The organism is Microbacterium lacus (assembly GCF_039531105.1).
GTDB classification, from domain to species: domain Bacteria; phylum Actinomycetota; class Actinomycetes; order Actinomycetales; family Microbacteriaceae; genus Microbacterium; species Microbacterium lacus.
On record NZ_BAAAPK010000001.1, the window covers coordinates 2,935,821 to 2,961,512 of the forward strand.

Genomic DNA, 25,692 nt, shown 5'->3' on the forward strand with positions numbered 1-25,692 from the left:
GGGTGGGGCCGCGAACAGCCCCACCCACCTGGATTGCTTTTCGGGCCTTAGATCTTGCCCTGGATGTTGGTGGCAGCGGTCGTCCAGATGGTCGCCGGCTCGCCTCCCTCACCCTTGATGATCTGCAGCTCGGCGTTGCCCCAGTCCGACCACACGGCACCCATTTCGGGGATGGCGGGCATCGGAGCACCGGTCTGGCCGATCTGACCGAACGCCTTGACGTCGGGGTTCTCGGCGGCAGCGGTCTCGTAGGCCGCGGTCAGTGCCGGCGGACGGCCGCCGACCTCGTACAGCGCGAGCTGGGCGTCCTCGGTGCTGAGGTAGTTGACGATGAAGTTCGTCGCCGCCAGAGCGTTCGTGGACTTGCTCGAGAGGAAGAAGCCGTTGACGCCGATGAAGGGCTTGGCCTCCTGGCCACCGGCGCTCGGGAGCGGGTCGATGGCGTAGTTGATGCCGGCCTCGGAGATCGCGGGGATGTTCCACGGGCCCGTCAGGTAGTACGGGGACTGGCCGGCGAGGAAGAACTCGCGAGCACGGTCGCCGTCGATGTTGGCGTTGATGACGTTCGATCCGGCGGCACCCTGCGTGGCGAGCCAGTCGGCGAACGCGATACCGGCCTCGTCACCGAGCACGAGCTGCGATGCGTCGTAGCTGCCGTCGGCGTTCTGGGCGAACACCTGGGAGCCGAACGACGTCTGCAGCGGGTACAGGTGGTACGGGTCGCCCTGCTCGGGGCTGAGTCCGACGAGGAACTTGTACTCCGTGCCGGCGGCGGTGCCGTTGGCGATGACCTCGTCGTACGTCGTGGCGGGCTCGGCGACCAGATCGGTGTTGCGCACGAGCGCGACGTTCTCGATCGAGTACGGCACGCCGTAGACCTTGCCGTCGTACGTCATGGCCTGGATGGAGGACTCGGCGAAGCCGTCCGCGACGTCACCGAGCTCGAGCGGCGCGACCACACCCGCGGCGACGTAGGAGCCGAGCTTGTCGTGGGGGCTGACGATCACATCCGGGCCCTTGCCGGTGGGGACCTGGCTGATGAAGTCCTGGTCGACCGTGGCGAAGTCCTTCGTCACGAGCTTGACCTCGACACCGGTCTCCTCGGTGAAGCTCTTGGCGACACCCTCCAGCGCGGGCTTGCGCTCGATGTCGACCCAGACCGTGATGGGCGTCGAGTCGGCGCTGTCGCCGCCGCTGTCGCCGCCATCCGTGCTTCCGCCGGCGCAGCCGCCCAGCAGGACCATGCTTCCGGCGATGAGCGCGCCTACTCCGATCGCGCTCTTCCTGTTCACCTTCATCGGTGTGCCTCTCTTACGTGCAATAGGGGGATGTCCGGCCGAGCCGGGGCGGGTGCACCGTGAAGGCCGTTCTTCCGCTCGCGATATGCAAGCGCTTACATTTTTACCACGGACCCGGAAAACCGCAACCCTTCACTCTCCTGATCGATACGGGTTCGTGACCTGATGAGAGGTTGACGACAAGCGGATACCGCTCTCGGCGGCCCGAGACGTACATAACCGCCATCGCCGGTGCAAGCGCTTGCACAGTCTGTGCCCCGTCAAGCCTCGGTGCAGCGAATGAGAGGCTGGGGGGATGACGAACCGCCCGCTCGCCGCGAGACCGGCACCGGTCCGTACGCACCCGGTTCGCCGGAACCGGTGTCCCACGACGACGTCGACGCGCAGTACGTGAAGAGCGGCGCGCTCACGGGTTCTGCAGCGGAGCACATGCTGGATCAGGTCGAAGCCGCGACAGAGAGGCTGCTGGCGGAGCGGCTGCTCACGGATCGCGGCTTCATCGCGAACTCGGTGACCCGCTGCGCAGTTGAGGATCCGGACTCCGAGGCCCCGGCATCCGTGCCGAGTAGACTGCCCGGCATGGCTGATTCTTCCTTCGACATCGTGAGCAAAGTCGACCACCAGGAGGCGGACAACGCCCTGCAGCAGGCCCGCAAGGAGGTCGAGCAGCGGTACGACTTCAAGGGCACCGGCGCGTCGATCGAGTGGAGCGGTGAGGCGATCCTGATCAAGGCGAACACCGAAGAGCGCGCAAAGGCCGTGCTCGATGTCTTCCAGTCCAAGCTCATCAAGCGCGGCATCTCGCTCAAGAGCCTCGAGACGGGCGATCCGGTCGCCGGCGGCAAGGAGTACCGCATCACGTCGACGCTCAAGGACGGCATCTCCCAGGAGAACGCGAAGAAGATCGGCAAGATCATCCGCGACGAGGGCCCGAAGGGCGTCAAGTCGCAGATCCAGGGCGACGAGCTGCGCGTGCAGTCCAAGAGCCGCGACGACCTGCAGGAGGTCCAGCGCCTCCTCAAGGCCGCCGACCTCGACGTCGACCTGCAGTTCACCAACTACCGCTAGCACCCGCCCTCCGGCGCACGGCGTCGTCCCCGCCGGGTGAAGAGCCGTCAGGAAAAGGGACACCCTGCGCGCGCGTCGAGCGCCGAATATCCGATTCTTCCTGAGAGCGCCGCGCTGTGTGCTGCGCGCGTCTGCCCCGCTGACTACCGACCGCGCACTCGCGTGCCTCTTCGTGGATCCAATCTTCTTATTTCCGGATCCACTTGCTAGGCTTGATCCGACCCGCTTCGCGAGGAAGGACAAAGATGTCCACGAATCGAGCCGTCGCCTACAGGGGGCCCGGTGTCGTCGAGGTGATCGACACCGCCTATCCCGAGTTCGAGCTCAAGGACGGACCGGGTGTGCACCCTGCCAACGTCGGCAGACAGGTGCGCCACGGAGCGATCCTCCGCACCGTCGCGACCAACATCTGCGGATCGGACCAGCACATGGTGCGGGGACGCACGACCGCGCCGCAAGGACTCGTGCTCGGCCACGAGATCACGGGGGAGGTCGTCGAGGTCGGACCCGACGTGGAATTCATCCGGGTCGGTGACATCGTCTCGGTGCCGTTCAACATCGCCTGCGGACGCTGCCGCAACTGCAAGGAGGGCAAGACCGGGATCTGCCTGAACGTCAACCCCGACCGGCCCGGCGGCGCCTACGGCTACGTCGACATGGGCGGCTGGGTGGGCGGCCAGGCGGAATACGTCCTGGTCCCCTACGCCGATCGGAACCTGCTCAGGTTTCCAGACGCCGATCAGGCCATGGAGAAGATCCTGGACCTGGCGATGCTGTCCGACATCTTCCCCACCGGCTTCCACGGCGTTGTTACGGCCGCGGTCGGCCCCGGTTCGACGGTGTACATCGCGGGCGCCGGGCCGGTCGGCCTGGCCGCGGCGGTCGGCGCCCAACTGCTCGGGGCGGCGGCTGTCATCCTGGGCGAACTGAATGAGGCTCGCCTCGCACAGGCCCGCTCCTTCGGCTGCGAGACGATCGACGTCACCCAGGGCGACCCGAAAGACCAGATCGAGCAGATCCTCGGGGTGCCCGAGGTCGACGCGGGTGTCGATGCCGTCGGCTTCGAGGCGCGCGGACACGGGTCGGAAGCCTCGCACGAGGCACCCGCGACCGTGCTCAACTCGCTGATGGACATCACCGCCGCCGGCGGCGCGCTCGGCATCCCGGGCCTGTACGTCACCGGCAACCCCGGGGGTGTCGATGAGGCCGCGAAGGTCGGCTCGCTGTCGCTGCGCCTCGGACTCGGCTGGGCCAAGTCGCTGTCGTTCACGACCGGCCAGTGCCCCGTCATGAAGTACAACCGGCAGCTGATGACGGCGATCCTCCACGACGAAGTCCACATCGCGAAAGCGGTGAACGCGACGCCCGTCTCGCTGGAGGAAGCCCCGCAGGGCTATGCCGTCTTCGACCAGGGCGCCGCGCGCAACTACGTGCTCAACCCGAACGGGTACATCAAGACCGCGTGATGCGGCGATCCCGGCTCCCGGAGTCCCGGCAGCCATCACCCACGAAAGGAACCACCTCATGTCCGTCACCCTGGAAGACGCCCGCCGCGTCATCGCCGCCGCCGAAAGTCGCGCGAACGAGATCGGCCAGCCCATGAACATCGCCGTCGTCGACGCGGGCGGCAACCTCGTTTCGCACGTGCGCCAGGACGGCGCCTGGATCGGCAGCATCGAGATCTCGATCAGCAAGGCCTGGACGTCGAAGGCGTTCGACATCTCGACGAAGGACCTCGGCGACAACGCCCAGCCGACGCAGCAGTTCTTCGGAATCCACTCCACCAACGCCCACGGCCGCGGCGTGGCGATCTTCGCCGGCGGCGTTCCCCTCACCCGCGGCGGCGAGGTCGTCGGCGCGGTCGGCGTGTCCGGCGGCTCCGGAGAGCAGGACCAGACCGTCGCCGAGGCGGGCGCGGCCGCCCTCTGATCGGGCGGCGAAGGCGGGGCGCTCGGGTGCCCCGCCTTCGCCGTGTCAGCGGGTGCGGCGAGCGCGGACCGCTTTGACGGCCATCTGCGCCCCGATGAAGACCAGGAAGATCGCGAACAGGACGTTGCCGGCGAACGGGTCGACGACCGTCGCGAGCCACGCCCCGAGCGCCGTCGTCGTGCAGGCCGCAAGACCGACGGACGCGGCCGCCACCAGATCGACGTTGCCTCGGCGGAGGTTGCCGATCGTCCCCGAGATCGCTGCGGGGATCATCATGAGGAGCGATGTGCCTTTCGCGACGAGGTCGCTGGTTCCGAACACCATCATCAGAGCCGGAACGACGATGATGCCGCCGCCGACGCCGATGAGGCCCGACACCGTGCCGGTGGCCAGGCCGAGCACCACCAGAGCGATGCCGTTCCCCCACATGAGCTCGAGCTGGGCGTCGCGCGAAGGGATCACGACGAACAGCGAAACGATGACGATCACGAGGAAGCCGACGAAGATCCATCGCAAGATGGTCTGCGACACCTTCGGCAGGAGCCAGGTGCCGATCTGCGCCCCGCCCACCGCACCGACGGCGAGCAGCAGCGCCGGGATCCACGCGACGGCGTCGTTCAGCCCGTAGGAGATCACACCGACCGCCGCGGTCGGCACGATCGCGGCGAGAGAGGTGCCCGCGGCGAGTCGCTGGTCGAACCCGAGCAGCAGCACCAGCAGCGGAACGACCACGGTGCCGCCCCCGACCCCGAAAAGTCCTGAGAGCAAACCCGCGAGCAGCCCGATGCCGATGCACAGCGCGATGCCCCGCGGCGTACGCCGAGCGATGTGTGACGGAGTCATGATCGACCTTTCCTGAAATGTATCCAATACTAGTAATGTCGGATACGAACATCGACGGGAAGGCGAGGGGTATGCCTGATGTCGTCGTGGTCGGTCTGGGCCCCGCCGGCGTCGTCGCCGCACGCGAACTGGCGCGAGCCGGGCACAGGGTGCTCGCTCTGCAGCCCGACGCGCAGCCGAGCGGCCGAGCGCCCCTCGCCGCACCACCGCCCACCCTCCGCACCCGGCCGGACGAAGAGGCTCTGCTCCAGCCTGCGCCGCCGGCCGGTCTCGACGGCGTGGGCGGATCGAAGCGGCTCGCCGCCGCCCAGGCGTACCGGCTGGAGGAGTGGTCCTTCCGCATGCGCTCCGAGACCGTGCAGCGCTACGGCGCAGCCGCGGCCGCAGATCTGGCGGACTGGCCGATCGTCGCCGCCGACCTCGACATGTGGTACGCCCGCGTGGAGGACGCGACCGGGGTCGCACCGCGCGCGCCCACCCCGTGGACCGACCGCATGCATTCGGCGGCGGCGCGCCTCGGCTGGCACCCGTTCCCCGCCCCCGCCGCCGCCTCCCCCGACATCTCTCCCCTCCTCGCCGGCACGGGCGTCGAGATCGTACGCGCAACCGCGACCGTCGTGCAGCAGGGACCGACGGGCGCCGTCGCGGGCGTCGAGTACGTCGACGGCGACGGGATTACGGGCGTCATCGCGTGCGGCGCGGTCGTGGTCGCCGCATCCGTCCTTCCCACCGTCCGGCTCCTGCTGCTGTCAGGCCTGACGGCTGCAGGGCACGTCGGGCGCTGGCTCCTCTCACACAATACGTTCGTCGTGCACGGCGACTTCGCGGGCATCGACCTCCGCCGCCGGGACGGCGGCCCGGCGAGCGCGGTCGCAGTCGCAGAATTCGAGGGCGACCGGTTCGATCACACCGGACTGGGGTTCGTCGGTGGGTCCTTGCTGCAGGCGGCGATGACCGGCCCCTGGTCGACAGCGCGCCTGGACGCGGCGACAGCGGGACTCTCACGACGGACCACGGGCAACGTGGATGCCGCAACCTGGGTGCGCGCCCACCATCGGTCGATCGGGACGGTGTGGGGCCAACCCGATCAGGTCCCCCGCGCCGACAACATTGTGGACCTCGACCCCGTGCACCGCGACCCGGCCGGCCGTCCCGTCGCGCGGATGACCTTCTCGCTCGCCGACGACGATCGGCGACGATGGTGGTTCCTCGCCGACCGCGCGGCGGAGTGGCTCGACGCGGCGGGCGCGCGCACCACCTGGCGGGCGCCCCTCCAGCCGCAGCCCCTGGGCACGCACCTCTACGGAGGGGTGCGGATGGGTGCGGATCCGGCAACGTCGGTGGTCGATTCCTACGGGCGTTTCCACGGCGTGCCGGGGCTCGTCGTCGTGGGCTCGTCGACGTTCCCTTCGACGGGGGGACGGGGCCCGGTGGAGACGATCGAGGCGCTCGCGTGGCGCGCAGCCGCGCGACTGGCCGACGATCTGCGCTGAGGACTCGTGCGTCAGCGCGCGTCGACGACGTCGCGCCACGGACCCCACTCGGGATCGTGCCCCGGCCACACCTCGACCCCCGGGCGCGCGTCGAGATCGGCCAGCCGACGGATGGCGGCGTCGGCACGGCCGGCGTCCTCGGGAGTCGCCGTCGACCCGGTGGCCAGGCGTCGGTCGATGTTCGCACGCAAGTCGGCCGCGTCGCCGGCGAGGACGACCGTGCGTCCCGGCAGCTCGATGACGAACGACTGGTGACCGGGCGTGTGACCGGCGGTGTCGATCGCCCTCAGCCCGGGCGCGACCTCCGTGTCGCCGTCGAGCAGCGCGATCGTGAGCCCGGGATGGTCGAAGTCGCCGCGGAAGAGGAATGCCGCCCGCTCGGAGTCCGTGGCCTGCACGTGCTCCCACTCCCGACGCTGCATGAGCAGCGGCTGCCCGATCTGCAGCAGGCGCGCGGCACCCGTGTGGTCGAAATGGGCGTGGGAGATCGCGGCGGCGGCGAGATCATGCCACTCCAGACCGGCCTCGGCGACCTGGTCGACGAGTGGATCGCCGGGTGGCACGATCGGCACGTAGTTCTCGTAGTCGAAGCTCGCGGCACGGCGTGCGGCGTCGCGCACACGGGACGGGTCGAAGCCGCCGTCCAGGAGCACCCAGCCCTTCTCGAAGACGACGGCGGCCGCCGTCACCGGCTCCATCAGGTGGCGGAAGGCGCTGCCGCCGCGCACCGAGATGGCTTCGCGGATCGGCTCGAAGCCCAGCACCATCGGCACGAGTCGCTGCGGTCGACCTGTGAGCGCCAGCGGGGCGGCATCCGCCCATCGACTCACCACCGTCACGAGAGCGACCCGCGGTACGCGCGCCAGCCGCCGTGCGCGGTGATGTCCGACGCCCCCTCCAGGGCGAGCGCCTCGCACAGGAAGCCGGTGAGGGTTCGCCCGTCCTCGAGTCGGACCGGTCCGACACCCATGGGCTGCGGCAGAGCGGCGACGAAGCGCGCGAATCCCGCCGCCGGGAGCCGCCAGAGCTCTCCAACGATCGACGCACCCCCCGTGGGCACCCGGGCGAGCCCGGGCTTGGCAGGCGACGTGGCGAGCGCGTACAGCCGATATTCGGGCGCCGTGCGGACGTCTTCCACGAAGGAACCGCCGGCCTCGACGAGCTGCGGATTGAGGGGCTGACCCCGCAGGTGCGCGCCGACGACGAGCAGCTCGGTCTCGGGCCCGGCGATACGCTCGGCGAGCTGCGCCAACGTGCGGTCGGCGAACGGTGCTCCGGTGAGCATCACGCCGAACGGCAGTCCCCCCACGAATCCCGCCGGCACGGCGAGGGAGCTCCTGTCGAGCAGGTTCGCGAAATTGGTGTAGCGGCCCATCCGGCTGTTGACGGCGACCGGGGCGGCGGCGACGTCGGAGAGGGTGGGATGCCCGGTCGTGGTCGGCGTGAGGAGGGCGACCGCGCCGTTCAGGCGCCGGAGCCCCTCGAGGCCTAGCCGCTCGAGCTTCTCGCGGTCGCGGAAGTAGTCCGCGGCCCGGGCATCGGCACCGGAGAGGATGATGCCGGCCACGGTGGGATCCAGATCGGTCCCGATGAGCTCGCGATGCGCGGCGATGAACTCGCCGACGGCCGCGGTGCGCTCTGCCACGAACGCCCCGCCGTACAGCAGCGCGGCGGCCTCGAGGAGCGGCGCGATGTCGACCTCGACGATCGTGACACCGGATGCGGCGAGCCGGCGCACGACGCCGGCGAATGCGTCGGCCCAGCCCTCGGCCAGGTCGCCGAGGTGCTCGGCGGTGGGCACCGCGACGACGGGCGAAGCGTCGAGCGCAGGCGCGGGCCGGTCGACGCGCGCGAGGGGATCGACCCCGTCCGGACCCGCCATGAGTTCGGCCGCTCGGCGCGCGGTCGCGAGGTCGCGCGCGAACACGGTCACGCAATCGAGCGTTCGACATGCGGGCACGACACCCGTGGTCGGGATGAGGCCGATCGTGGGTTTCACGCCGACGATGCCGTTGAGGGCGGCGGGCACACGACCCGAGCCCGCCGTGTCGGTGCCGAGCGCGAGGTCCACGATCCCCAGCGCGACGGCGACAGCCGAACCGGAGCTCGATCCGCCGGAGATCCGCTCCGGGTCCCACGCGTTGCGCACGGCGCCGAATGGGCTCCGCGTGCCCACGAGCCCTGTGGCGAACTGGTCGAGGTTGGTCTTCCCGAGCACGACGGCGCCGGCCTGCCGCAATCGCGCGACGCTCGGCGCGTCCCCCACCGGCGTCGAGGCGAACGCGCGACTGCCGGCGGTCGTGTCGAACCCCGCGACGTCGATGTTGTCCTTCACCGCCGCGACGAGGCCGTGCAACGGCAGGCGTTCACCCGCCGCGACGCGCGCATCGACGGCCGCTGCGTCGGCGACCGCATCGGACTCGTCGCGCAGGGCGATCCAGATCTCCGGGCGATCCACTTCTCGCACGCGCGCGAACGCGGCGTGCACGCGGCTGACGGCGCTCACGCCCCTCTCCTCGTGAGGCTCACGCGCGTCGGAGCGCACGCTCGCGGGACCGGATGGGGCGGACGAGGACTCGAGAGCCATGCGCGGTCCGTTCTTTCGGGGCCCTATTGAGTATCCATTATGCATTGTTTAGGATCCAATCATGACCCACACCTACAATCCTGTCGAGATCGTCGCCGCCGACCTCGAGTCGAAGCCGCTCGCGCCCCCGTCCGCCGAGCCACTGTCCGGAGAGATCATCACGCGCTCGCGGGTGGAGTTCGCCAACGACGAGCGCACCATCATCTCGGGCACCTGGGAGAGCGATCCCGGTACGTCCCGCTGGGAGTTCCTCACGCGCGGGGAGATCATCCACCTTCTCGAGGGCGCCATGACCGTCCAGCGCGACGGCGAAGACGCGGTCGCCCTGACTCCGGGGAGTGTCGCCTACTTCCCCATCGGCTGGACGGGCGTCTGGACGGTGGCCGAGCCGGTCCGCAAGTTCTACGTCGTCTACCGGTGAAGGATCGGGGCGACGCACACGCGGCGCCCCGACTCACCAGCGCCGGAGGCGTTTGGCGGGAAGCAGAGCGGCCACACGGACCTGGACGACATCCGCGCCCTGCGTGATCCACACCCCGGCCTCCGGCCAGTAGTCCGCGAGAAGCTCGGCGCACACACCGCACGGCTCGATCACATGGGTGGTCCCTTCCGGGCGGCGCAGGACACTCAGAATGGAGACGACCTCGGAGCTGCCCGACGCACCATGGGCGAACACGACCCCCGCCGCGACCCCCTCCGCGCACACGCTGCTGCGGCGGGCGGAGCCGTCCACGTGCACACCGAGGTGGATCTCGCCGTCCGCCGTGCGCATGGCGGCGACGACCTCATGACGCCCCGGCACGTAGACCTGCTCGAGCAGCGCGAGCGCGCTCGCGAGCAGCTCGGCGTCGGCATCCGTCATTCCGGCGGGGCGCTCCGCCGGCGGTCGGTCCGCGGCATCCGCCATATCAGCCTCCGATGCGCAGGATGCGAGCGTAGTTGCCGCCCTCGACCAGCGCGCGGTCCGCGGCATCCGGAATCGCCTTCGAGATCTTCAGTCGTTCGATGTCGAAGTCGGAACCCGGCCACTCGGTGCCCATGAGGATCTTCTCGCCACCCAGACGCGCGTAGGCGCGTTTGACGTCGGCCATCAGGGTGGCGGATGTCTCGAGGTAGACGTTGTCGCGCCGCTCGGCGACGATGATGGCCTCGGGGACGTTCCACACCGCGCCCATGTGGGCGATGATCGTCGGCACATCGGGATGATCCTTGGCGATCTCCTCAATCGCGAAGGGTGCGCAGAACGCATCGTCGAGCGCGTTGATGATGATCGCCATCCCGAGTTCCGCGCAGAGCCGGAAGACGGGATCGAGCAGTCCGTGGTCGGCGACGTGGTACCCGTGCATGCTGGGGTGCAGCTTCAGCCCGCGGATCCCGGCGGCGTTCATGCGGCGGATCTCGTCGAGTGCGTCGTCAGCCTGCGGCATGACCTGCCCGAACCCGATGAAGCGCTCAGGATAGGCATCCTGCAGTCCGATGATGAAGTCGTTCTCTATGCGCTGCGCCAGCGAGCAGACCATCGCCATGTCCACACCCGCGGCATCCATGCGGGTCAGGATCCGGTCGGGGTCGAACGGCGTGTAGGCGGGGGGCTCCTCCCCGGGGCGGGCACCGGTCAGGTAGTCGGAACGCCCCCGCACGTCCTGGGTGGTGTTGTACGCGTCGATGATCATGCACTCGCCTCTCCGTTGGATCATGGATCCATTCTTCCGCTTATAGGATACATTCGCACGGCGGAAAGAGGAACATGACGCGGAGCAGCGACATCATCAGGACTCTCCCGTTCTGGATGATCTTCAGTGTGTCGGCCCTCGGCGGCATCTCCAACTCCGCCTCCACCCCGACGATCCCGGTCTTCGTCGCAGCCGATCTCGGAGGCGGCCCGGAGCTCTCGGGCCTGCTCATCGCCCTCTCCGCCGTCACCTCCATCGTCGCCATGCCCCTCGGCGGACACCTGGCCGATCGCTTCGGGTATCGCGTCGTCGCGATGTCCGGCATCGCACTCTCCGCCGCCGCCCTGACGCTCTTGGCCGCAGTGCCGCACCTGTGGGCCGCGGTGTCGAGCCGATTGCTGTTCGGGCTCGGCAATGCCGCGGCGATGGCACTCACCCTGACCTGGCTGGTCGCTCTTTCGCCGAACACCCAGCGCGGCAGAGCCCTGAGCATCTACGGCCTCAGCGTGTGGCTCGGCCTCGCCGCCGGCCCGCAGCTGGCCGCCGGCATCTCGGCGGTCGCCGAGCCCCGCGCGGTGTTCGCCGCGTGCGTGGGCATCGAGATCGCGGTGTTGATCCTGTTCAGCCTCCTGCCGCAGCCCGCACACCCTTCCCCCTCCACCGCCACCTCCCCCATCCCCACTGTCGCACCGCGTGGAGCGGGCGCCGTCTGGGAGGTGCTCCGGGTGGTGTGGGTGCCCGGTGTCGCCGCGGCGGCCGCGTGGTGCGGCGAGGGCCTGATGCTCGCATTCCTCATCGTTCACCTCGGGTCGGCCGGGGTGCCGGCGACCGGGCTGCTCGGGGCCGCGTCGGTGTTCGGCGTCTTCGCGGCCAGCGTCGTCGTGGCCCGCCTCGTTCTAGCGCGTCTGCCCGACCGCATCGGCCCGCTGCGCGCGGCGGCGATCTCGCTCGTGCTGCTGTGCGGCGGACTCGTCATCCTGGGGATCGCCGGATCATTCGCGGTCGCGGCAGTGGGGGCCGCGCTCATGGGCGTGGGGTTCTCCCCCCTCTATCCATCGCTCACGATGCTCGCCGCACGCGGCCTGCGCTCACGCAACCGCGCACTGGGGCTCGGCCTGTTCGCGAGCTTCACCAGCCTCGGCTACGCGTCCGGCGCACTCGTGGGCGGGATCGTTCTCGCGGCCATGTCATCCACGTGGGCCTTCCTGCTCGTCGGGATGCTGCAACTGGTCGCGCTCGCAGTGCTCACCGTCTTCACACCCGATCCCAGCCCCCGCCCCCGCGTGAGCCCGGGAGAAGGCGGGGAGCCTTCGCCATAGGCATCGGATACATTTTCTGTCAGAATGGATCCATACGGCAGGACCCAAGTGGAGGAACCGTGACCGACGCCATCGACATCAACATCCCGATCCACGGCGACATGCTGCACTGGGGACGCCGCCCCACGTACGAGATGGTCGAGCAGATCTCCGACGGCTATCCCTCCGACGTCTCACGCTGGCTCATCGGCGCTCACACCGGGACGCATGTGGACGCCCCCTCGCATTTCGTTCCGGGCGCGGCCAGCGTCGACCAGATCGCCCTCGACAGCGTCGTCGGCCCCGTCCGCGTTCTGGATCTGCGCGGCGTCGACGAAGAGATCACCGCCGAGGACCTCGAGGCTGCGGGCGCCTCGGGCGCCGAACGCGTGCTGTTCCGAACCCGCAACTCCACCGACGCGCTCACGCGATCGGAGAAGTCCGAGACATGGGTCGGCCTCGGCCCGACCGGCGCCCAGTGGCTCGTCGACCACGGCGTGCGCTTCGCGGGCAACGACTACATGACCATCGAGGCGCCGGCCCATACCGAAGAGTGGCCGACGCACGTGATCCTCTGCACAGCGGGCGTCGTGATCCTTGAGAACGCCGACCTGTCCGCGGTCGAACCGGACGACTACCTCATGATCTGCCAGCCCGTCCCCTTCGCGGGGAGAGAAGCCGCACCGGCGCCCACGGTGCTGCTCCCCCTGAACCCCGCGGCTCGCGGGCTCTGATCCGATCCTTCACCACTGATTCCGCATCCAGAAAGGGAGGCGCGATGCACATCGTCCTGGTCCACGGCATGGGAGGATCCGACTTCGACTGGAGCGCGGTCGCTCCGCTGCTCGAGTCCGACGGATTCCACGTCTCCGTCGCCGACAACGCGTCGCAGTCGCTCGACGACGACGTCGCGGCGGTGAGAGCACTGATCGACGCCGTCGACGACGACGCGCTCCTCGTCGGCCATTCGTACGGCGGCGCCGTCATCACCAACGCCGGGATGCATGAGCGGGTGCTCGGTGTGGTGTACGTCGCCGCGTTCGCGCCGGCCGAGGGCGAAACGGTGAACGAGATCGTGACCCGCTACGAGCCCGCAGAGGTCTCGCGGTTCATGACCCGAGGCCCGGACGGCGAATGGATCGGCGTGGAGAGCGAGGAAGCGCATCAGGCGCTGTCCTGGGATGTGCCCGAGGAGGCCATGCTGGTGCGAAGCACCCGCGGTCGCGCGAGTGCCGATGCGATCTTCACGCAGCCCTCCGGGGTGCCCGCGTGGGCGGGCAAGCCCGCGTGGTACCTGGTGGCCACGCTCGACAGGCATCTGCGCCCCGAAGCGCAGCGTGACATGGCGGCACGCGCGGACGCCACGGTCGAAGAGGTCGCGACGAGCCACTCCGTGCCCCTCGCGGCGCCCGAAGTCGTCCGCGCGTTCGTCTCGCGCGCAGCGGAGGCCCTCGCACCGGCGTGAACTGCTCGGGCGGCCGTCGCCGAGGTCGCCTCGGCCGCAGCCGTCGCCACTCAGCGGTGACGGCTGCGCGTCAGCCGAGCCGCCGGTCGAGGTCGACGACCGCCCTGCCCGACTGCACGACCATGCGCACCGCGCCCGGCTCGGCGAGTCGCCCGACGGACGCCAGCGGATCAGCATCCGTCACGACGAGATCGGCCATCTTCCCGGCCGCGACCGTCCCGACCCGGTCGCCGATCCCGAGCAGCTCGGCGCCCGCGGACGTGCCGGCACGAATGGCATCGATCGGCGTGAGCCCGGCCTCGACCAACCAGGCCAGCTCGCGCAGATTCGCTCCGTGCGGGACGACCCCCGCGTCGGTGCCGAGAGCGACGGGCACACCGGCGGCGATCGCACGCCGCACGGAGTCCATCCCCCGCTCGCGCATCCGCTCCCGCTCCCGTCGCCGCCCGGGGTCGATGTGCGTAGAGATCTCCCGGAGGAGGGTGCTCAGCGTCGGCACCAGGACGGTGCCCCGTTCGAGCATGAGCTCAATGGTGGCGTCCGACAGGTCGTAGCCGTGCTCGATGCTCGCCGCGCCGCCCTGCACGGCGGCGCGTGCGGCGGCATCGGTGAGCGCGTGGGCAGTGACAGGAACGCCGCCACGCTCGTCACCGAGACGGCGGATCAATCGCACCTGCTGCTCCGTGATGCCCACGTCATCGGGCTCGTCGGTCGGCGAGCCCGCACCACCCGACGTGGAGACCTTGATCGCATCGGCACCCATGCTGATGAGCCGACGAACCGTCCGGACGATGTCATCGTCGGTGTCAACCAGCGCCGGGGACGGCATGCCCGCGCGCGCCGCCCACGCCGGCAGGCTCCCGTTCGGAAGGAACGGGTCTGCGTGACCGCCGGTCGGCGAGAGCATCGCGATGGCCAGATGCAGTCGGGGCCCGACCGCCGTGCCGTTGCCCACCGCGAGTCGATACCCGGGGGTGAGCCCGTCGAGATCGCGCGCCGTCGTGACACCCGCCTCTACGGTCCTCCGCAGCTGGGCGGCGACCTCGAGAACCGCTTCCTCCGCAAACCAGGCACGCTGCTGCTCGCCGCCGGCGGCGACCATCGCGAGGTGGACGTGGACGTCGATGAACCCGGGGAGCATCCAGGAGCCCGACAGATCGACGACACGGCCGCCGTCCTCGACACCGCCACGACGGCGCGGTCCGGCGTAGTCCACGACGCCGTCGAGCACGGCGACCTCGGCATCAGGCAGCGGAGCCGATGCCGCACCGTCGATGAGAGTCGCCCCGACGAGCACCGTCCGCCCGGGCCCGATCGGGGTCAGCGGAAGCCGAGCACGCGCGCGCACCGCCGATCAGCTCGCGAGAGTGAAACCGGGCGAGCCCGGGTCGGCATCGAGCAGTCGGCGCGTGTACCAGTGCTGCGGGTCGGCATAGATCTGCTCGACCGGACCGGACTCCACGACCTTGCCCTGGTACAGGACCATGACCTCGTCGCTCACCCGCTGTACGACCGCGAGGTTGTGCGAGATGAAGATCACCGTGATGCCGAGCTTGTCCTTGATCTCCGCCAGGAGATCAAGGATCTGCGCCTGCACGGAGACGTCGAGCGCCGAGGTGATCTCGTCGGCGATGACGACGTCAGGCTTGATCACCAGGCCGCGTGCGATCGCGATGCGCTGACGCTGTCCACCCGAGAATTCGTGCGGATAGCGGTGCATCATCTCCGGCTCGAGGCCCACGAGCGTCAGCCACGAGGCGATCTGCTCCTCGTGGCGCGACACGCGGGCGCGCGCCGGATCGATCGCCTCGGCCAGGGTCTGCGCGATCGTGCGACGCGGTGACAGCGACGAATACGGATCCTGCGGGATCATCTGCGTGCGACGACGGTGCCGACGCATCGTCGCCCTGTGGCGCGCCGTCAGGTCGTCGCCGTCGACGACGACACGCCCGGCCGACGGACGCACCTCGCCCACCAGCACCTTGGCGAGAGTCGACTTTCCCGACCCCGATTCGCCGACGATGCCCACGGTGCGACCCCGCTGCACCATGAGATCCACGCCGTGGAGGACCTGAACGGATCCGAACGACACATCGAGTCCGCGGACGTCGACCATGGGCTCGCTCATACACCGACCTCCTTCGGGGCGACTCGATCCGGCAGCGACACGACGGGTGTCGCCGCGAGGAGCCGCTTCGTGTACGGATGCTTCACCATCGCGTCCGTGAGATGCGCGGTGTCGTCGATCTGCTCGACGATATGGCCGTCCTTCAAGACGAGGACGCGATCGCACAGTGCCCGCACGACCCCGAGGTCGTGCGAGATGAACAAGATCGCGGTACCGGACTCGGCGTTCATGCGTTTGAGCACGGTCAGCACCTCCCGCTGGACCGTCACATCGAGCGCCGTGGTCGGCTCGTCGGCGATGAGCAGGTCGGGATTGGGGCTCATGGCGGACGCGATCATCGCCCGCTGCTTCATGCCACCCGACAGCTGGTGAGGGTACTGACGGAGCCGCCCCTCGGGGTCGGTGAGCCGGACGTCCCGGAAGCCCTCCAGCAGTTTCGCGGTCGCTCCTCGTCGCGAGTAGCCCAGGCGCAGCCGGAGGACGTCGGTGAGCTGACTGCCCAGCAGAAGCGCCGGGTTGAGGGAGGTGCCCGGGTCCTGGTAGACCAGCCCGATGCTCGACGCCATCTTGCGGGCGGGAACCTTGCCGAGCAGGTCGGTGCCGGCGAGCTCCAGCCTGCGGGCGGACGCGGACAATCCTTCACCGAGCAGCTTCGCGACCACCGAGGCGGTGAGGGACTTGCCGGAGCCTGACTCGCCGACGATGCCGAGCACTTCGCCGCGGCCGATCGTGAAGGACACGTCGGAGACGAGTTCGCGACCGCTGGACTCGTGGGTGACGGTGATGCCTTCCGCGATGAGCACGGCGTCCGCGGGCACGGCAGCCGTGGACGGCGGCTCTGCCGAGCGGACGAGTCGAGCCTGGGTGCCGTTGGAGCGCGGGTTGGCCGCAGCAGCCAGACCGTCGCCCACGAGGAGCGCAGCCAGCGACGTGAAGGTGAGGGCGACGGCGGGTCCGACGATCACGATGGGGTTCACCATGATCTTGCTGAGCCCCTCATTGAGGAGTGTGCCCCAATCGAACGCCGGCGACTGGGCGCCAAGACCGAGGAACGACAATCCCGAGATCTCCACGAGCGTCCCGGCGAACGCTCCCGCGATCAGGATCAGTGTCGGCTCGGCCATGTTCGGCAGAACGTGGCGACTGGCGATGCGCACCGTGGGAACACCCATCAGGCGCGCCGTGGTGACGTATTCACTCGTGGAGATGCGCGCGGCCAGGTTCGCTGTCAGCCGCGCGAACCCCGCCGTGTTGGCGACGGCGATCGCGATGACGACCTGCACGATGCCCTGTCCGAGGATGGCGGCGATGATGATCGCGACGAGCATCGTCGGGTAGCTCACCGCGAACTCGATGCATCGCAGGCCGAATTCGCGGACACGCTTGGGGGCGAGCCAGATCGCGATGCCGACCGCGATGCCGGCGATCGCTGCCAGCCCTGTCGCGATGACCGCCATCAGCACCGTCGGGCGGGTGGCGACGAGAGTGCGTGCGAGCATGTCGCGCCCGAGCGTGTCGGTGCCGAGCGGGTGTTCGGGCGTGGACGGAGAGTTGGGCGGACCGCTTCCGAGTCCACTCGCCTGGTCGGCGAGGAAGACGGGTGCGAAGATCGCCACGAGGGCGATGATCGCCAGCATCGCCAGGCCGGCGATGAGCCCGCCGTTCCACGCGAAGGCGCGGGGTCGGACTGATTCCGCCGTCCGCACGGCTGAGGTGGTCGCGGGCACGGTCAGTCTCCCAGGGTTCGCGGGTCGATGATGCCGAGGATCACGTCGATGACGAGTGTGATCACGAGCGAGATCACACCGATGACGAAGACGGCCGCCCGGATCACCGGGTAGTCCTTGTCGATCGAGATGGCCTGCACGATCACGCCACCCAGGCCGGGCCACGCGAAAACCGCCTCGGTTATCAGGGCCGAGCCGAGCAGTGCCGTGAGGATGATGCCCGACAGCGTCAGTGCGGTGGTGAGGAGGTTCGGGAGCATATGCTTCGCGTACAGCGTCAGCGAGGGAAGACGCCACCCGCGCGCGGTGCGCATGTAGTCCTGCTCGAGGATGACCGCGGCTTCCCGGCGCACCACCCGGGCCACCGCGCAGGCACCGCCGAGTGTCAGCGAGAGCACCGGCAGGATCGCCGCCTGGCTGAGGTCGTACGCCTGCGAGTACGCCGGCGGGAGCGCACGCAGCCAGACGGCGAAGATCACGACGAGCGCGGTGGCCTGGACGTAGACGGGCACCGAGGAGATGAAACCGGTCACGACGTTGAACGAGGTCCCGAGGATGCGGCGACGGTCGCCGCGCGTCGCGACGCCGACCGCCATGCCTGCGGCGATGCCGATCACGAGGAGCAGCAGCACGGCGGGGATCGTGATGGCGAGGGTGTAGGGCACGGCGGCCATCACGACATCCAGCGCGGGCACCCGGAACCGGTAGGAGTCACCGAAATCTCCCTGGATGACGCCGGCCAGATACGTGGCGAACTGCACCGGGACCGGCTGGTCCAGGCCGAGCTGTTCGCGCACCATCTCGACCTGGTCGAGCGTGGCGTTCTCGCCGGCGATGGCCGTCGCCGGGTCACCGGGGATCAGCTGCACGATCAGGAAGGTGATCACCACGAGCAAGGCCACGTTGACCAGCAGACCGGCCGCCCTGCGCAGCAGGAAGCGGCGCCAGGCCCCGGCGAGGGATGCGGCACGGGGGCCGCCTCCCGGGTCGGGGCTCTCGGGCCCGCCGGCGGAGATGGGTGGGCCGCCCGGGCCGGTCGGCATGGAGGTCACGATGGGGACGATGCTCATGTTCGAGTCTCCTGTTGGTTCCGGCCCGGGCAGCGTGTCACGGTCACCCCGTGATTCGCACCGCCGACGGGTCCCAGTATCCGTTGAACACGTACGCGGCGAAGCCGGGTCGGGTCACGTACCGATGCGTGTCGGTGATCAAGGGCATCATGTCGACGCGCTCGAGGATCGTCTCCTGCGCCGACTCGAACGCCGCGCACTGCTCGTCGGGGTCGGCGGACTGCATCGCCTCAGCGAAGAACGCAGCGCCTTCGGGGTTGTCCGCACCGACCACGTTCGTGCCCCCCTGCGGGTAGGTCGCGCCGAGGTAGCGGGCGATCGACAGGTGGATGAGGCCGGGCCCGGCGTTCTCCGCGGCAAGGGCGACGTCCCACTTCTGGGGTTCGGTGCGCATCTGCTTCGACCACTCGGCCGGATCCGGGGCGGACACCTCGACGGTGGCACCGGCCGCGCGGAGCGACTCGGCGAGGTAGTCCGCCGCCGGGTCCCAGTTGCTCATGATGAGCAGACGGACCGTCTGGCCGTCCAGCTCGGCCGACGCCGCCGCCGGGTCGTAGCTCTGCAGCAGCGACGGCTCCTCGAGCGCACACGCGTATCCGGCCGAGTTGACCGTGTACTGCGTCTCACCGAGACCGTCCAGCCCCGCGTCGTTGAAGCCCTGCGGGTCGATCGCCTGCGCGACCGCCGCGCGAAGCGCCTCGTTGCCCTCGAAGATCGATCCCGCACCGGGCGTCTGGTTGAACACGAGGTTGTAGGCCGAGCTCGCGAAGGTCACCGTGCTGAAGCCCTCTTCGTCGGCGAAGCGGAGCGCATTCGAGTCGTAGAACCGCGCACCGTCGATGCCGCCGGACTCGAGCAGATTGGCGCTCGTGTTGCCGTCGGGCTGGACACTGTAGTTGAGCGTCTTCGCCGGCACGCCCTCCACGCTCGTCCACGCCGGCCACGCGTCGTAGTCGTCGCGCAGGGCGAAGCTCACGCTGACGCCCGGCTGCTGGTCGCTCAGCGTGTAGGGGCCCGAGAACGCGCCCTCGACGCTCCCCGCGGCGAGTCCCTCCGGGTCCTCGATGCCGGCGGGGCAGATCACGCCGAGACCCGGCTGCGAGACGCCGCCGAGCAGCTGCGAGTAGGGCTCGCTCAGGGTGATCTGGAGCGTGCCCGCTCCGTCGTCGGCGGTGAATGTGGGTGTTCCGGACCCGAATGCCTGGTTCTTCCACGTCACCGCGGCGGCGTCTTCGAGTCCGACGAGGTACTCGAACGACCCCGCGACCACGCTCGGCGTGATCGCCGTGCCGTCGGCGCATGTCGCGTCGTCCCGCAGGGTGAAGGTGTAGTCCGACGAAGACGCGGACTCCCATTCCGTCGCCAGGCCTCCGATCAGGCCGTCCTCCCCTGCTCGCAGGAGCGTGTCGAATCCGAGCCGCGCGTTCTGCAGGTCGGAGGTCGCGGTCGCGAGGGCCGGATTGAAGGTCGCCGGTGCGTACCAGAGCTCAAGATTGATCGTGTCGGTCGCTGCTGCTTCCGGCGCCTCGTCGGCGTTGCCTGCGGCACAGCCGGCGAGTGACATGCCTGCCACCACGACGAGCGCGGTTCCGGCGAGCGGTTTCTTGTTGCGCATGCTCATTCCTCTCAATACGTCAGTGATTTGCGGGTGCGTCGGGGTCGGGTAAGGCGCCGCACACGTGTCGTGGCGGGTGACGCTGCTCGGGACGGGTGGTGCAGTGTGGATCCCGCGGCGCGCCGAGAGGCACGGCAGGATGGCGGTGTCGATCGCGCGCAGCGCGACGATCCGGCGTCCCGACCACCGGGACCCGGAGGGCACGAGTGAACACAGTCATGCGGGACGCTCCTTTGCGAGGGGATCCATCATGGATCCAATCTATTCTATTATGGATACGTTTGAATGTCGAGGGTGTTTCCGCCGCGTTTCGTCAGCCCGTGAGTCCGGCGAACCACCCACTACTGCTCCGACACCGTCAATGAATGGGTGACCGATCGCGCACCCCTCACCCGCCGTGACGACGAGGAAGGATGGATACAAACCTGCGCTTCTGCATCCAATATTACTTCTAACGGATCCTCGACGATAGAGTGAGCCGACACCCGACCAGGAGGACCGCCCATCATGTCGACCCCCGAACAGCGCGCCGCAGCGCTCGGCCTCGAGATCCCCGACTACACCGATCCGCCGTACGGCGGCCGTTACGGCACGGGACTTAAGGCCTTCCATCGCATCGGCGACCTCGTGGAATTGAGCGGGATCACACCTGAGGATCGTGCGGGGAATCGGCTGCACCCCGGGGTCGTCGGCGCGGACATCAGCGTGACGCAGGCGAGAGAAGCCGCCGCCCTCACCGCGACGCAGGCTCTCGGCCTGATCCGCCTGGCCGTCGGATCGCTCGATAACGTCGCGGGCCTCTCCCGTGCGCTGTGCTTCATGCGGACCACACCGGAATTCGACCGGCTGCACGAAGTCGCCGCCGGTGCGACCGAACTCTTCCTCGAGGTCTTCGGCCCCGAGGTCGGCGCCGTCGGGCGCGCCTCCGTCGGGGTGACGAGCCTCTCCCGGCACAACTGCTTCGAACTCTGGCTGAGTTTCGAGGCAGCGCCGCCCGCCCCCTGATCCGCACTCCGGACACGCCGCCGCCCGTCGCCGATGCTGATCGACGACGGGCGGTCCCGATCGGGGTCAGATCAGGGGATGCCGCGCGGTGAGGCCGAGCGCCCGTTCGAAGCCTGCCGTGTGCGAGAGCAAATCGAACTCACCGCGGTTCCGACCGACGACCTGCATGCCGACCGGGAGCCCGCCGCTGAAACCGGCGGGGGTGACGACGACCGGGTGCGCCGTCACTGTGATGCGGTTGGCGAGCATCTGCCAGCGGAAGTACCGGTCGCACTCGACTTCTCCGACCTTGCGCACCCACTCGTCCGTGGCCGGCGGGGCGACCACGGGCGTCGCGGGGGTCACGATGACATCGACGTCATCGAACAGGCGCTCGGTGCGGCGGTAGACGTTCGTGCGGATCGCGAGGGCGTCGGCCAGCTCGGACGCCGTCACCCGCTCGCCCTGGCGGATGTTCCGGAGCAGATCCGGGCGCAGTCGCTCGGCGTGCGCTTCCGCCTCGCCGCGGTACGACGCGTAGAAGTTGAACATCTCGATGGTCTCCCACGCCTGCTCGGCGTCGGCGAGTGCGGCATCGAGGTCGAGGTCGACCACCTCGTAACCGGCGGCGACGAGTGCGGCGCGCGCCTCGCGCAGGACGGCCGCGACGTCCGCACTGATGGGCACACCTGCGGCGTCCGGATTCCACCCGACGCGGACTCCGGTCGGACCGTCCGCGATGACGTCGGCGAAGCGCGACGCGCTTTCAGCGATCGACATCGGCGCCATCGGGTCGGCACCGGCCATCCCCGCCAGCATCAATGCGACGTCGTCGCTGGAGCGCGCCATCGGCCCCAGGACACCGTGCGCGGTCCAGCCGTTGCCGAGGCGGCCACTGGCCACACGGCCCGGTGTCGGCCGCATGCCGACGACGTTGCAGAAGGAGGCGGGGTAGCGGAGGCTGCCGCCGCTGTCGGAGCCGTCCGCGATCGGGAGCATGCCGGCCGCGAGAGCCGCGGCCGCACCGCCGCTCGAGCCTCCCGCATGCCGCGAGAGGTCCCAGGGATTGCGGCACACCTCGTGGATCGCGCTGAACGTGAGAGTGCCTAGGCCACCCTCGGGTGTGTTGGTCTTGCCGATGATGATCGCGCCGTTGCGACGCATCCGGCCGACCACCATCGCGTCGGCGGTTGCGGGGGCGGCGTCGGCGTACACCGCAGAGCCGTGAGTCGTCGGGAGACCTTCGACGTCGAGAAGATCCTTCACCGCGGTGGGCAGACCGTGAAGCACACCGACGTCGTCGCCCCGTGCGACGGCGGCATCGGCAGCGCACGCAGCGGCGAGCGCCGCCGACTCCGGAATCATCGACACGATCGCGTGCACCTGTGGATTGAGCTCCTCGATGCGCGCCAAGTGGGCACGCATCACCTCCTCCGCCGAGATCTCGCGGGAGCGGATGCCCTCGACGAGAGCGCGGGCGCTCCTCCAGTGCAGAGGCGTGTCGGTCATGAGTGCTCCGTTCGGTCGAGGAAGCCGGCGGGTGTCCGCTCGAGCATGGCGTGGAGGCGATCGTCCGAGACCCCGAGCCGCCGCAGTGCCGGGGCGACCCGGGCGACGACGTGCCCGTACCCCATCCCGCCATGGCGGGAGAGCTGCCCCTTGGTCCACACCGAGCAGGACAGCGTCACGGCCGCCTCCGGCCGGTCATCGAGGAACCGGACGAGGAAGCCGAGGCGCTCGGTGTCGGTCGCATCGCGGGCACGGTCGGCGAAGTGGTTCTCGCTGCCGAACGCGAACTCGACGACGGCACCCGTGTCGCTCACCTCGCGGACGTAGGCGTCATCGAGCACTTTGTCCATGTTGCAGAACAGGATGCGAGACGCCTCCAGACCCTGTCCGGTGAGGATCTCGGCGACCTCGGGCCCGCGCCGGGCCGCACCGTCGAGACGGATGCTCACGCCCACGCCGACTGCCGCTGCGGCCCGCGCCCCCGCACGGAGTGCGCGCAGCTCCGAGGGGGCGATGTCTGCGCTCGTGCCGAGCAGGCCGAGAAGTCCCGCCCGGAATCCCGTGCCGGGTATCTCCTGGGTCAGCGCGGCGGTGAAGGCCCTCTCGAGCTCCGCTTCGGACAGGTCGCGCCATGGCGCGGGAAGTGTCTTGTCGATGTAGGTGCCGTACGCGGCGACGATCCGCACGCCGCTCGCCCGCGAGATGTCGGCGAGCCGCGCAGGCGAGGGGCCCATCCCCCACGACGTCGCCTCGACGATCGTGCCCAGTCCGGCTCTTGCCGCCGCAGCGAGTTCGGCGACGGCGTCCGATTCGTCGTCGAGGGTCAGGTTGTCGGCCAGCGACATCCAGCTCCATCGCAGATCGCCCAGGATCTCGGGCCGGATGGGCCCCTCGAGCGACCCGCCCTCGCGGGTGGGACGCCGCAGGTGCCGACAGTCGGTGAGCACGTGCTCGTTCGTCGACACCGCGCCCAGTTCGTCGGCCGCAACCGGCCCCAGCACCGTCTCGATCATGCGTCGCCTCCGTACACCGTCCGGCCGCCGACGTCGGTGCGCCGTATCCGGAGCGCGCGGAGCTCTCCCGACGCGACCCGGCGCGGATCGGCGGACCACAGGGCCCAGTCCGCGTACATGCCGATGCGGATCGCTCCCCGATCGCGCTCGGCGAGACTCGCATAGGCGGCACCTGTGGTGTAGCCGGCCAGTGCCTCCTCGATCGTGATCGACTCGGCCATGCTCAACGGCCGGTCCTCGCCGGCCACGCACCGGGTGATCGTCTGCCACATGAGGTGGCGCGGGTCGAAGGGGAAGAAGGGGCCGTCCGAGCCGAGCGCGAGCACCGCGCCGGCGTCCAGCCAGGTTCGCACCGGGTTGGCGCGCTCGGCGCGCTGCCCGAGCTTGGCACGCAGACCCGAGCCGTTGTGCCAGATGATCGACGGCTGGAGCGAGGCGATGGTCCCGAGGTGCGCGAGGGCGCGGATGCTGTCTTCGCCGGGCTCGAGATACGCGTGTATCGCCTGGAATCGCCGCTCCGCGACCGCGTCACCCGCGGCGGCGTACGCCCGGGCCAGCAGCGCGATCGCGCCGCCGCCGACCGCGTGCGTGCCGACGCCCCAGCCGTGCGCGCCGCACCACTGGACGAGGCGCGTGAAATCCTCGTCGGTGATCCGCTGCAGTCCGCTGTACCCGGTGTCATCCCAGGGCGTCTCGAGCAATGCCTGACCCTTGAGAGCCTCGCCGTCCGCGTAGACCTTGATGGGGCCGAGTCGCAGCACGTCGTCTCCGAAGCCGGTCGAGACGCCGGTGCCGTCGAGATGCTCGATCGCCGCATCGACGTCGGGGAAGCGGGGCGAGCCGATATCGAGAAACGGCATCGCGACGGTTCTCATCGTCAGCAGTCCGCGGCGGTGCGCCTCCTGGTACCCGCGCATCTCGTCGATCGTCACCGCGGGATCGACCACGCCCGTGATGCCCAGCGCATGCAGCAGCGGCTGCACGCGCACCAGCGCGCGGATCCGGTCTTCGAACGGCGGATCCTCGGGTCCGTCGTCGTGGAAGCTGTCCTGCATCCGCGCCATGTAGACGTCCACGTCGTCTTCGTGCGACACGTAGTCTATCGCCTTGAGCCCCGCGCGCTGCATGTGCATGTGCGCGTCGATGAACCCCGGGAGCACGACGCCGTCGAGCTCTTCGATCGCGGCATCCGGGACCGTGTCGCGCACGGCGTCGACCGAGCCGACGGCGACGATGCGTTCGCCGTGCACGGCGAACGCATCGGCGTCGGGAGCGTCGGCATCCATCGTCACGATCGGCGCGACGTACACGGTCGCCTGCGGCACGGCGGTCATGCGCGGGCCCGCGCCGGCCCCGCGTCGACGCGCGAGTCGATGTAGGCGTGCACGTCGCCGGCGGTGACGAGCGCGTCGCGCTGCAGGTAGCGCACCGCGGCGAGGGCGCTGTCGTGCGCCTGCTGGGTCGATCCGGCGACGCAGTCGGTGAGCACACGCACCCGGTAGTCGTGCTGATGGGCGTCGACCGCCGTGTACTGGATGCACACGTCGGTGAGCCCGCCGACCAGCAGGACGGTGTCGGCCTTGTAGGCCTTCAGCACGATCTCGAGTTCGGTGCCGAAGAACGCCGAGTATCGACGCTTGCGGATGACGAACTCCTCGGGCTGCGGGTCGAGCCAGGCCGCGATCTCCGTGTCGGGGGCGCCCTCGAGGCAGTGCGGCCCCTCGGACCCGTCGAGCTCACGGCCGATGTCGATCAGGGAGCGCTTGTGCACCTCCTGGATCCAGACCACGGGGATGCCGGCATCGCGGCACCGGTCGACCAGCCGACGCACCCGCGCACGGCGCTCCTCGCGGCCCGGCATGTGGATCGGGATCGCCGCCTGGTCGGGCGGCGTCTGGCCGGCGCCGCCCTGGATGTCTACGACGATGAGCACGGGGGCGCCCACGATGTGCGCGGCGTCGGCGCTCGAGGCGGCGGTGTCGGTCATGACGG

General features: G+C 69.7%; 24 protein-coding genes. 9 read left to right on the forward strand and 15 right to left on the reverse strand.

Features of this window, described 5'->3' with window-relative positions; all coding sequences use genetic code 11:
* Window positions 1-47: 47 nt before the first annotated feature.
* Window positions 48-1,298, reverse strand: coding sequence for a sugar ABC transporter substrate-binding protein (locus ABD197_RS13940; protein ID WP_344055457.1), 1,251 nt, complete (start codon window positions 1,296-1,298; stop codon window positions 48-50).
* Between the two features lie 579 nt (window positions 1,299-1,877).
* Here ABD197_RS13940 and ABD197_RS13945 point away from each other — a divergent pair.
* From ABD197_RS13945 to ABD197_RS13955, 3 genes are all read left to right on the forward strand, one after another.
* Window positions 1,878-2,366, forward strand: coding sequence for a YajQ family cyclic di-GMP-binding protein (locus tag ABD197_RS13945; RefSeq protein ID WP_344055876.1), 489 nt, complete (start codon window positions 1,878-1,880; stop codon window positions 2,364-2,366).
* 245 nt (window positions 2,367-2,611) lie between these two features.
* The gene (gene fdhA / locus ABD197_RS13950; protein WP_344055458.1) at window positions 2,612-3,832 is read left to right on the forward strand and encodes a formaldehyde dehydrogenase, glutathione-independent; all 1,221 of its coding nucleotides are present in this window, start codon (window positions 2,612-2,614) and stop codon (window positions 3,830-3,832) included.
* A gap of 58 nt (window positions 3,833-3,890) precedes the next feature.
* Window positions 3,891-4,295: a GlcG/HbpS family heme-binding protein gene (locus tag ABD197_RS13955; RefSeq protein WP_344055459.1), complete on the forward strand. Its 405-nt coding sequence runs from the start codon at window positions 3,891-3,893 to the stop codon at window positions 4,293-4,295.
* A gap of 45 nt (window positions 4,296-4,340) precedes the next feature.
* Here ABD197_RS13955 and ABD197_RS13960 read toward each other — a convergent pair whose 3' ends face one another.
* On the reverse strand, window positions 4,341-5,138 hold the full coding sequence (locus tag ABD197_RS13960; protein WP_344055460.1) for a sulfite exporter TauE/SafE family protein: 798 nt from the start codon (window positions 5,136-5,138) through the stop codon (window positions 4,341-4,343).
* A gap of 71 nt (window positions 5,139-5,209) precedes the next feature.
* Between ABD197_RS13960 and ABD197_RS13965 the strand changes: the two genes are divergently transcribed.
* On the forward strand, window positions 5,210-6,631 hold the full coding sequence (locus tag ABD197_RS13965) for a GMC oxidoreductase (RefSeq protein ID WP_344055461.1): 1,422 nt from the start codon (window positions 5,210-5,212) through the stop codon (window positions 6,629-6,631).
* An 11-nt stretch (window positions 6,632-6,642) separates the two neighbouring features.
* Here ABD197_RS13965 and ABD197_RS13970 read toward each other — a convergent pair whose 3' ends face one another.
* Together ABD197_RS13970 and ABD197_RS13975 are read right to left on the reverse strand one after the other, a co-directional pair.
* The gene (locus ABD197_RS13970) at window positions 6,643-7,470 is read right to left on the reverse strand and encodes an N-acyl homoserine lactonase family protein (protein WP_344055462.1); all 828 of its coding nucleotides are present in this window, start codon (window positions 7,468-7,470) and stop codon (window positions 6,643-6,645) included.
* The gene (locus tag ABD197_RS13975) at window positions 7,467-9,263 is read right to left on the reverse strand and encodes an allophanate hydrolase (protein ID WP_425561022.1); all 1,797 of its coding nucleotides are present in this window, start codon (window positions 9,261-9,263) and stop codon (window positions 7,467-7,469) included. The genes ABD197_RS13970 and ABD197_RS13975 overlap by 4 nt, the downstream gene beginning before the upstream one ends.
* 16 nt (window positions 9,264-9,279) lie before the next feature.
* Between ABD197_RS13975 and ABD197_RS13980 the strand changes: the two genes are divergently transcribed.
* Window positions 9,280-9,639, forward strand: coding sequence for a cupin domain-containing protein (locus ABD197_RS13980; RefSeq protein WP_344055463.1), 360 nt, complete (start codon window positions 9,280-9,282; stop codon window positions 9,637-9,639).
* A gap of 33 nt (window positions 9,640-9,672) precedes the next feature.
* Here ABD197_RS13980 and ABD197_RS13985 read toward each other — a convergent pair whose 3' ends face one another.
* Both ABD197_RS13985 and ABD197_RS13990 read right to left on the reverse strand, forming a co-directional pair.
* Window positions 9,673-10,125: a cytidine/deoxycytidylate deaminase family protein gene (locus ABD197_RS13985; RefSeq protein WP_344055464.1), complete on the reverse strand. Its 453-nt coding sequence runs from the start codon at window positions 10,123-10,125 to the stop codon at window positions 9,673-9,675.
* A gap of 1 nt (window position 10,126) precedes the next feature.
* Entirely contained in the window at window positions 10,127-10,915 is a 789-nt protein-coding gene (locus tag ABD197_RS13990) for an amidohydrolase family protein (RefSeq protein WP_344055465.1), read from the reverse strand.
* A 50-nt stretch (window positions 10,916-10,965) separates the two neighbouring features.
* Between ABD197_RS13990 and ABD197_RS13995 the strand changes: the two genes are divergently transcribed.
* The 3 genes from ABD197_RS13995 to ABD197_RS14005 are packed head-to-tail and all read left to right on the forward strand — an operon-like array spanning window position 10,966 to window position 13,654.
* The gene (locus ABD197_RS13995) at window positions 10,966-12,210 is read left to right on the forward strand and encodes an MFS transporter (protein ID WP_344055466.1); all 1,245 of its coding nucleotides are present in this window, start codon (window positions 10,966-10,968) and stop codon (window positions 12,208-12,210) included.
* Window positions 12,211-12,269: 59 nt separating this feature from the next.
* Window positions 12,270-12,923, forward strand: a complete 654-nt coding sequence (locus ABD197_RS14000) for a cyclase family protein (RefSeq protein ID WP_344055467.1) — start codon at window positions 12,270-12,272, stop codon at window positions 12,921-12,923.
* A gap of 44 nt (window positions 12,924-12,967) precedes the next feature.
* On the forward strand, window positions 12,968-13,654 hold the full coding sequence (locus ABD197_RS14005) for an alpha/beta fold hydrolase (protein WP_344055468.1): 687 nt from the start codon (window positions 12,968-12,970) through the stop codon (window positions 13,652-13,654).
* Between the two features lie 70 nt (window positions 13,655-13,724).
* On the opposite strand, the gene ABD197_RS14010 is transcribed toward ABD197_RS14005, so the two are convergent.
* Genes ABD197_RS14010 through ABD197_RS14030 form a run of 5 tightly spaced genes read right to left on the reverse strand, consistent with a single transcriptional unit; the run spans window position 13,725 to window position 20,194 of the window.
* On the reverse strand, window positions 13,725-15,002 hold the full coding sequence (locus ABD197_RS14010; protein ID WP_344055469.1) for a metal-dependent hydrolase family protein: 1,278 nt from the start codon (window positions 15,000-15,002) through the stop codon (window positions 13,725-13,727).
* 6 nt (window positions 15,003-15,008) lie between these two features.
* Window positions 15,009-15,782, reverse strand: coding sequence for an ABC transporter ATP-binding protein (locus tag ABD197_RS14015; protein ID WP_344055470.1), 774 nt, complete (start codon window positions 15,780-15,782; stop codon window positions 15,009-15,011).
* Complete coding sequence (locus ABD197_RS14020; protein WP_344055471.1) at window positions 15,779-17,509, reverse strand: dipeptide/oligopeptide/nickel ABC transporter permease/ATP-binding protein; 1,731 nt, start codon at window positions 17,507-17,509, stop codon at window positions 15,779-15,781. The genes ABD197_RS14015 and ABD197_RS14020 overlap by 4 nt, the downstream gene beginning before the upstream one ends.
* 2 nt (window positions 17,510-17,511) lie before the next feature.
* Window positions 17,512-18,579 (reverse strand): ABC transporter permease, encoded by a 1,068-nt coding sequence (locus tag ABD197_RS14025; RefSeq protein ID WP_344055472.1) that lies wholly within the window; start codon window positions 18,577-18,579, stop codon window positions 17,512-17,514.
* A 43-nt stretch (window positions 18,580-18,622) separates the two neighbouring features.
* Window positions 18,623-20,194 carry an ABC transporter substrate-binding protein gene (locus ABD197_RS14030; protein ID WP_344055473.1) on the reverse strand — a complete coding sequence of 524 codons (1,572 nt, stop codon included), beginning with the start codon at window positions 20,192-20,194 and terminating at the stop codon, window positions 18,623-18,625.
* 507 nt (window positions 20,195-20,701) lie between these two features.
* Between ABD197_RS14030 and ABD197_RS14035 the strand changes: the two genes are divergently transcribed.
* Complete coding sequence (locus ABD197_RS14035; RefSeq protein WP_344055474.1) at window positions 20,702-21,199, forward strand: RidA family protein; 498 nt, start codon at window positions 20,702-20,704, stop codon at window positions 21,197-21,199.
* Window positions 21,200-21,265: 66 nt separating this feature from the next.
* On the opposite strand, the gene ABD197_RS14040 is transcribed toward ABD197_RS14035, so the two are convergent.
* Genes ABD197_RS14040 through ABD197_RS14055 form a run of 4 tightly spaced genes read right to left on the reverse strand, consistent with a single transcriptional unit; the run spans window position 21,266 to window position 25,687 of the window.
* Complete coding sequence (locus ABD197_RS14040) at window positions 21,266-22,687, reverse strand: amidase (RefSeq protein ID WP_344055475.1); 1,422 nt, start codon at window positions 22,685-22,687, stop codon at window positions 21,266-21,268.
* Window positions 22,684-23,700 carry a phosphotriesterase family protein gene (locus ABD197_RS14045; RefSeq protein ID WP_344055476.1) on the reverse strand — a complete coding sequence of 339 codons (1,017 nt, stop codon included), beginning with the start codon at window positions 23,698-23,700 and terminating at the stop codon, window positions 22,684-22,686. Before ABD197_RS14045 ends, ABD197_RS14040 begins: the two co-directional genes overlap by 4 nt.
* Window positions 23,697-25,034 (reverse strand): amidohydrolase, encoded by a 1,338-nt coding sequence (locus ABD197_RS14050; RefSeq protein ID WP_344055477.1) that lies wholly within the window; start codon window positions 25,032-25,034, stop codon window positions 23,697-23,699. The genes ABD197_RS14045 and ABD197_RS14050 overlap by 4 nt, the downstream gene beginning before the upstream one ends.
* Window positions 25,031-25,687, reverse strand: a complete 657-nt coding sequence (locus ABD197_RS14055) for a cysteine hydrolase family protein (RefSeq protein ID WP_344055478.1) — start codon at window positions 25,685-25,687, stop codon at window positions 25,031-25,033. The genes ABD197_RS14050 and ABD197_RS14055 overlap by 4 nt, the downstream gene beginning before the upstream one ends.
* Between the last annotated feature and the right edge of the window lie 5 nt (window positions 25,688-25,692).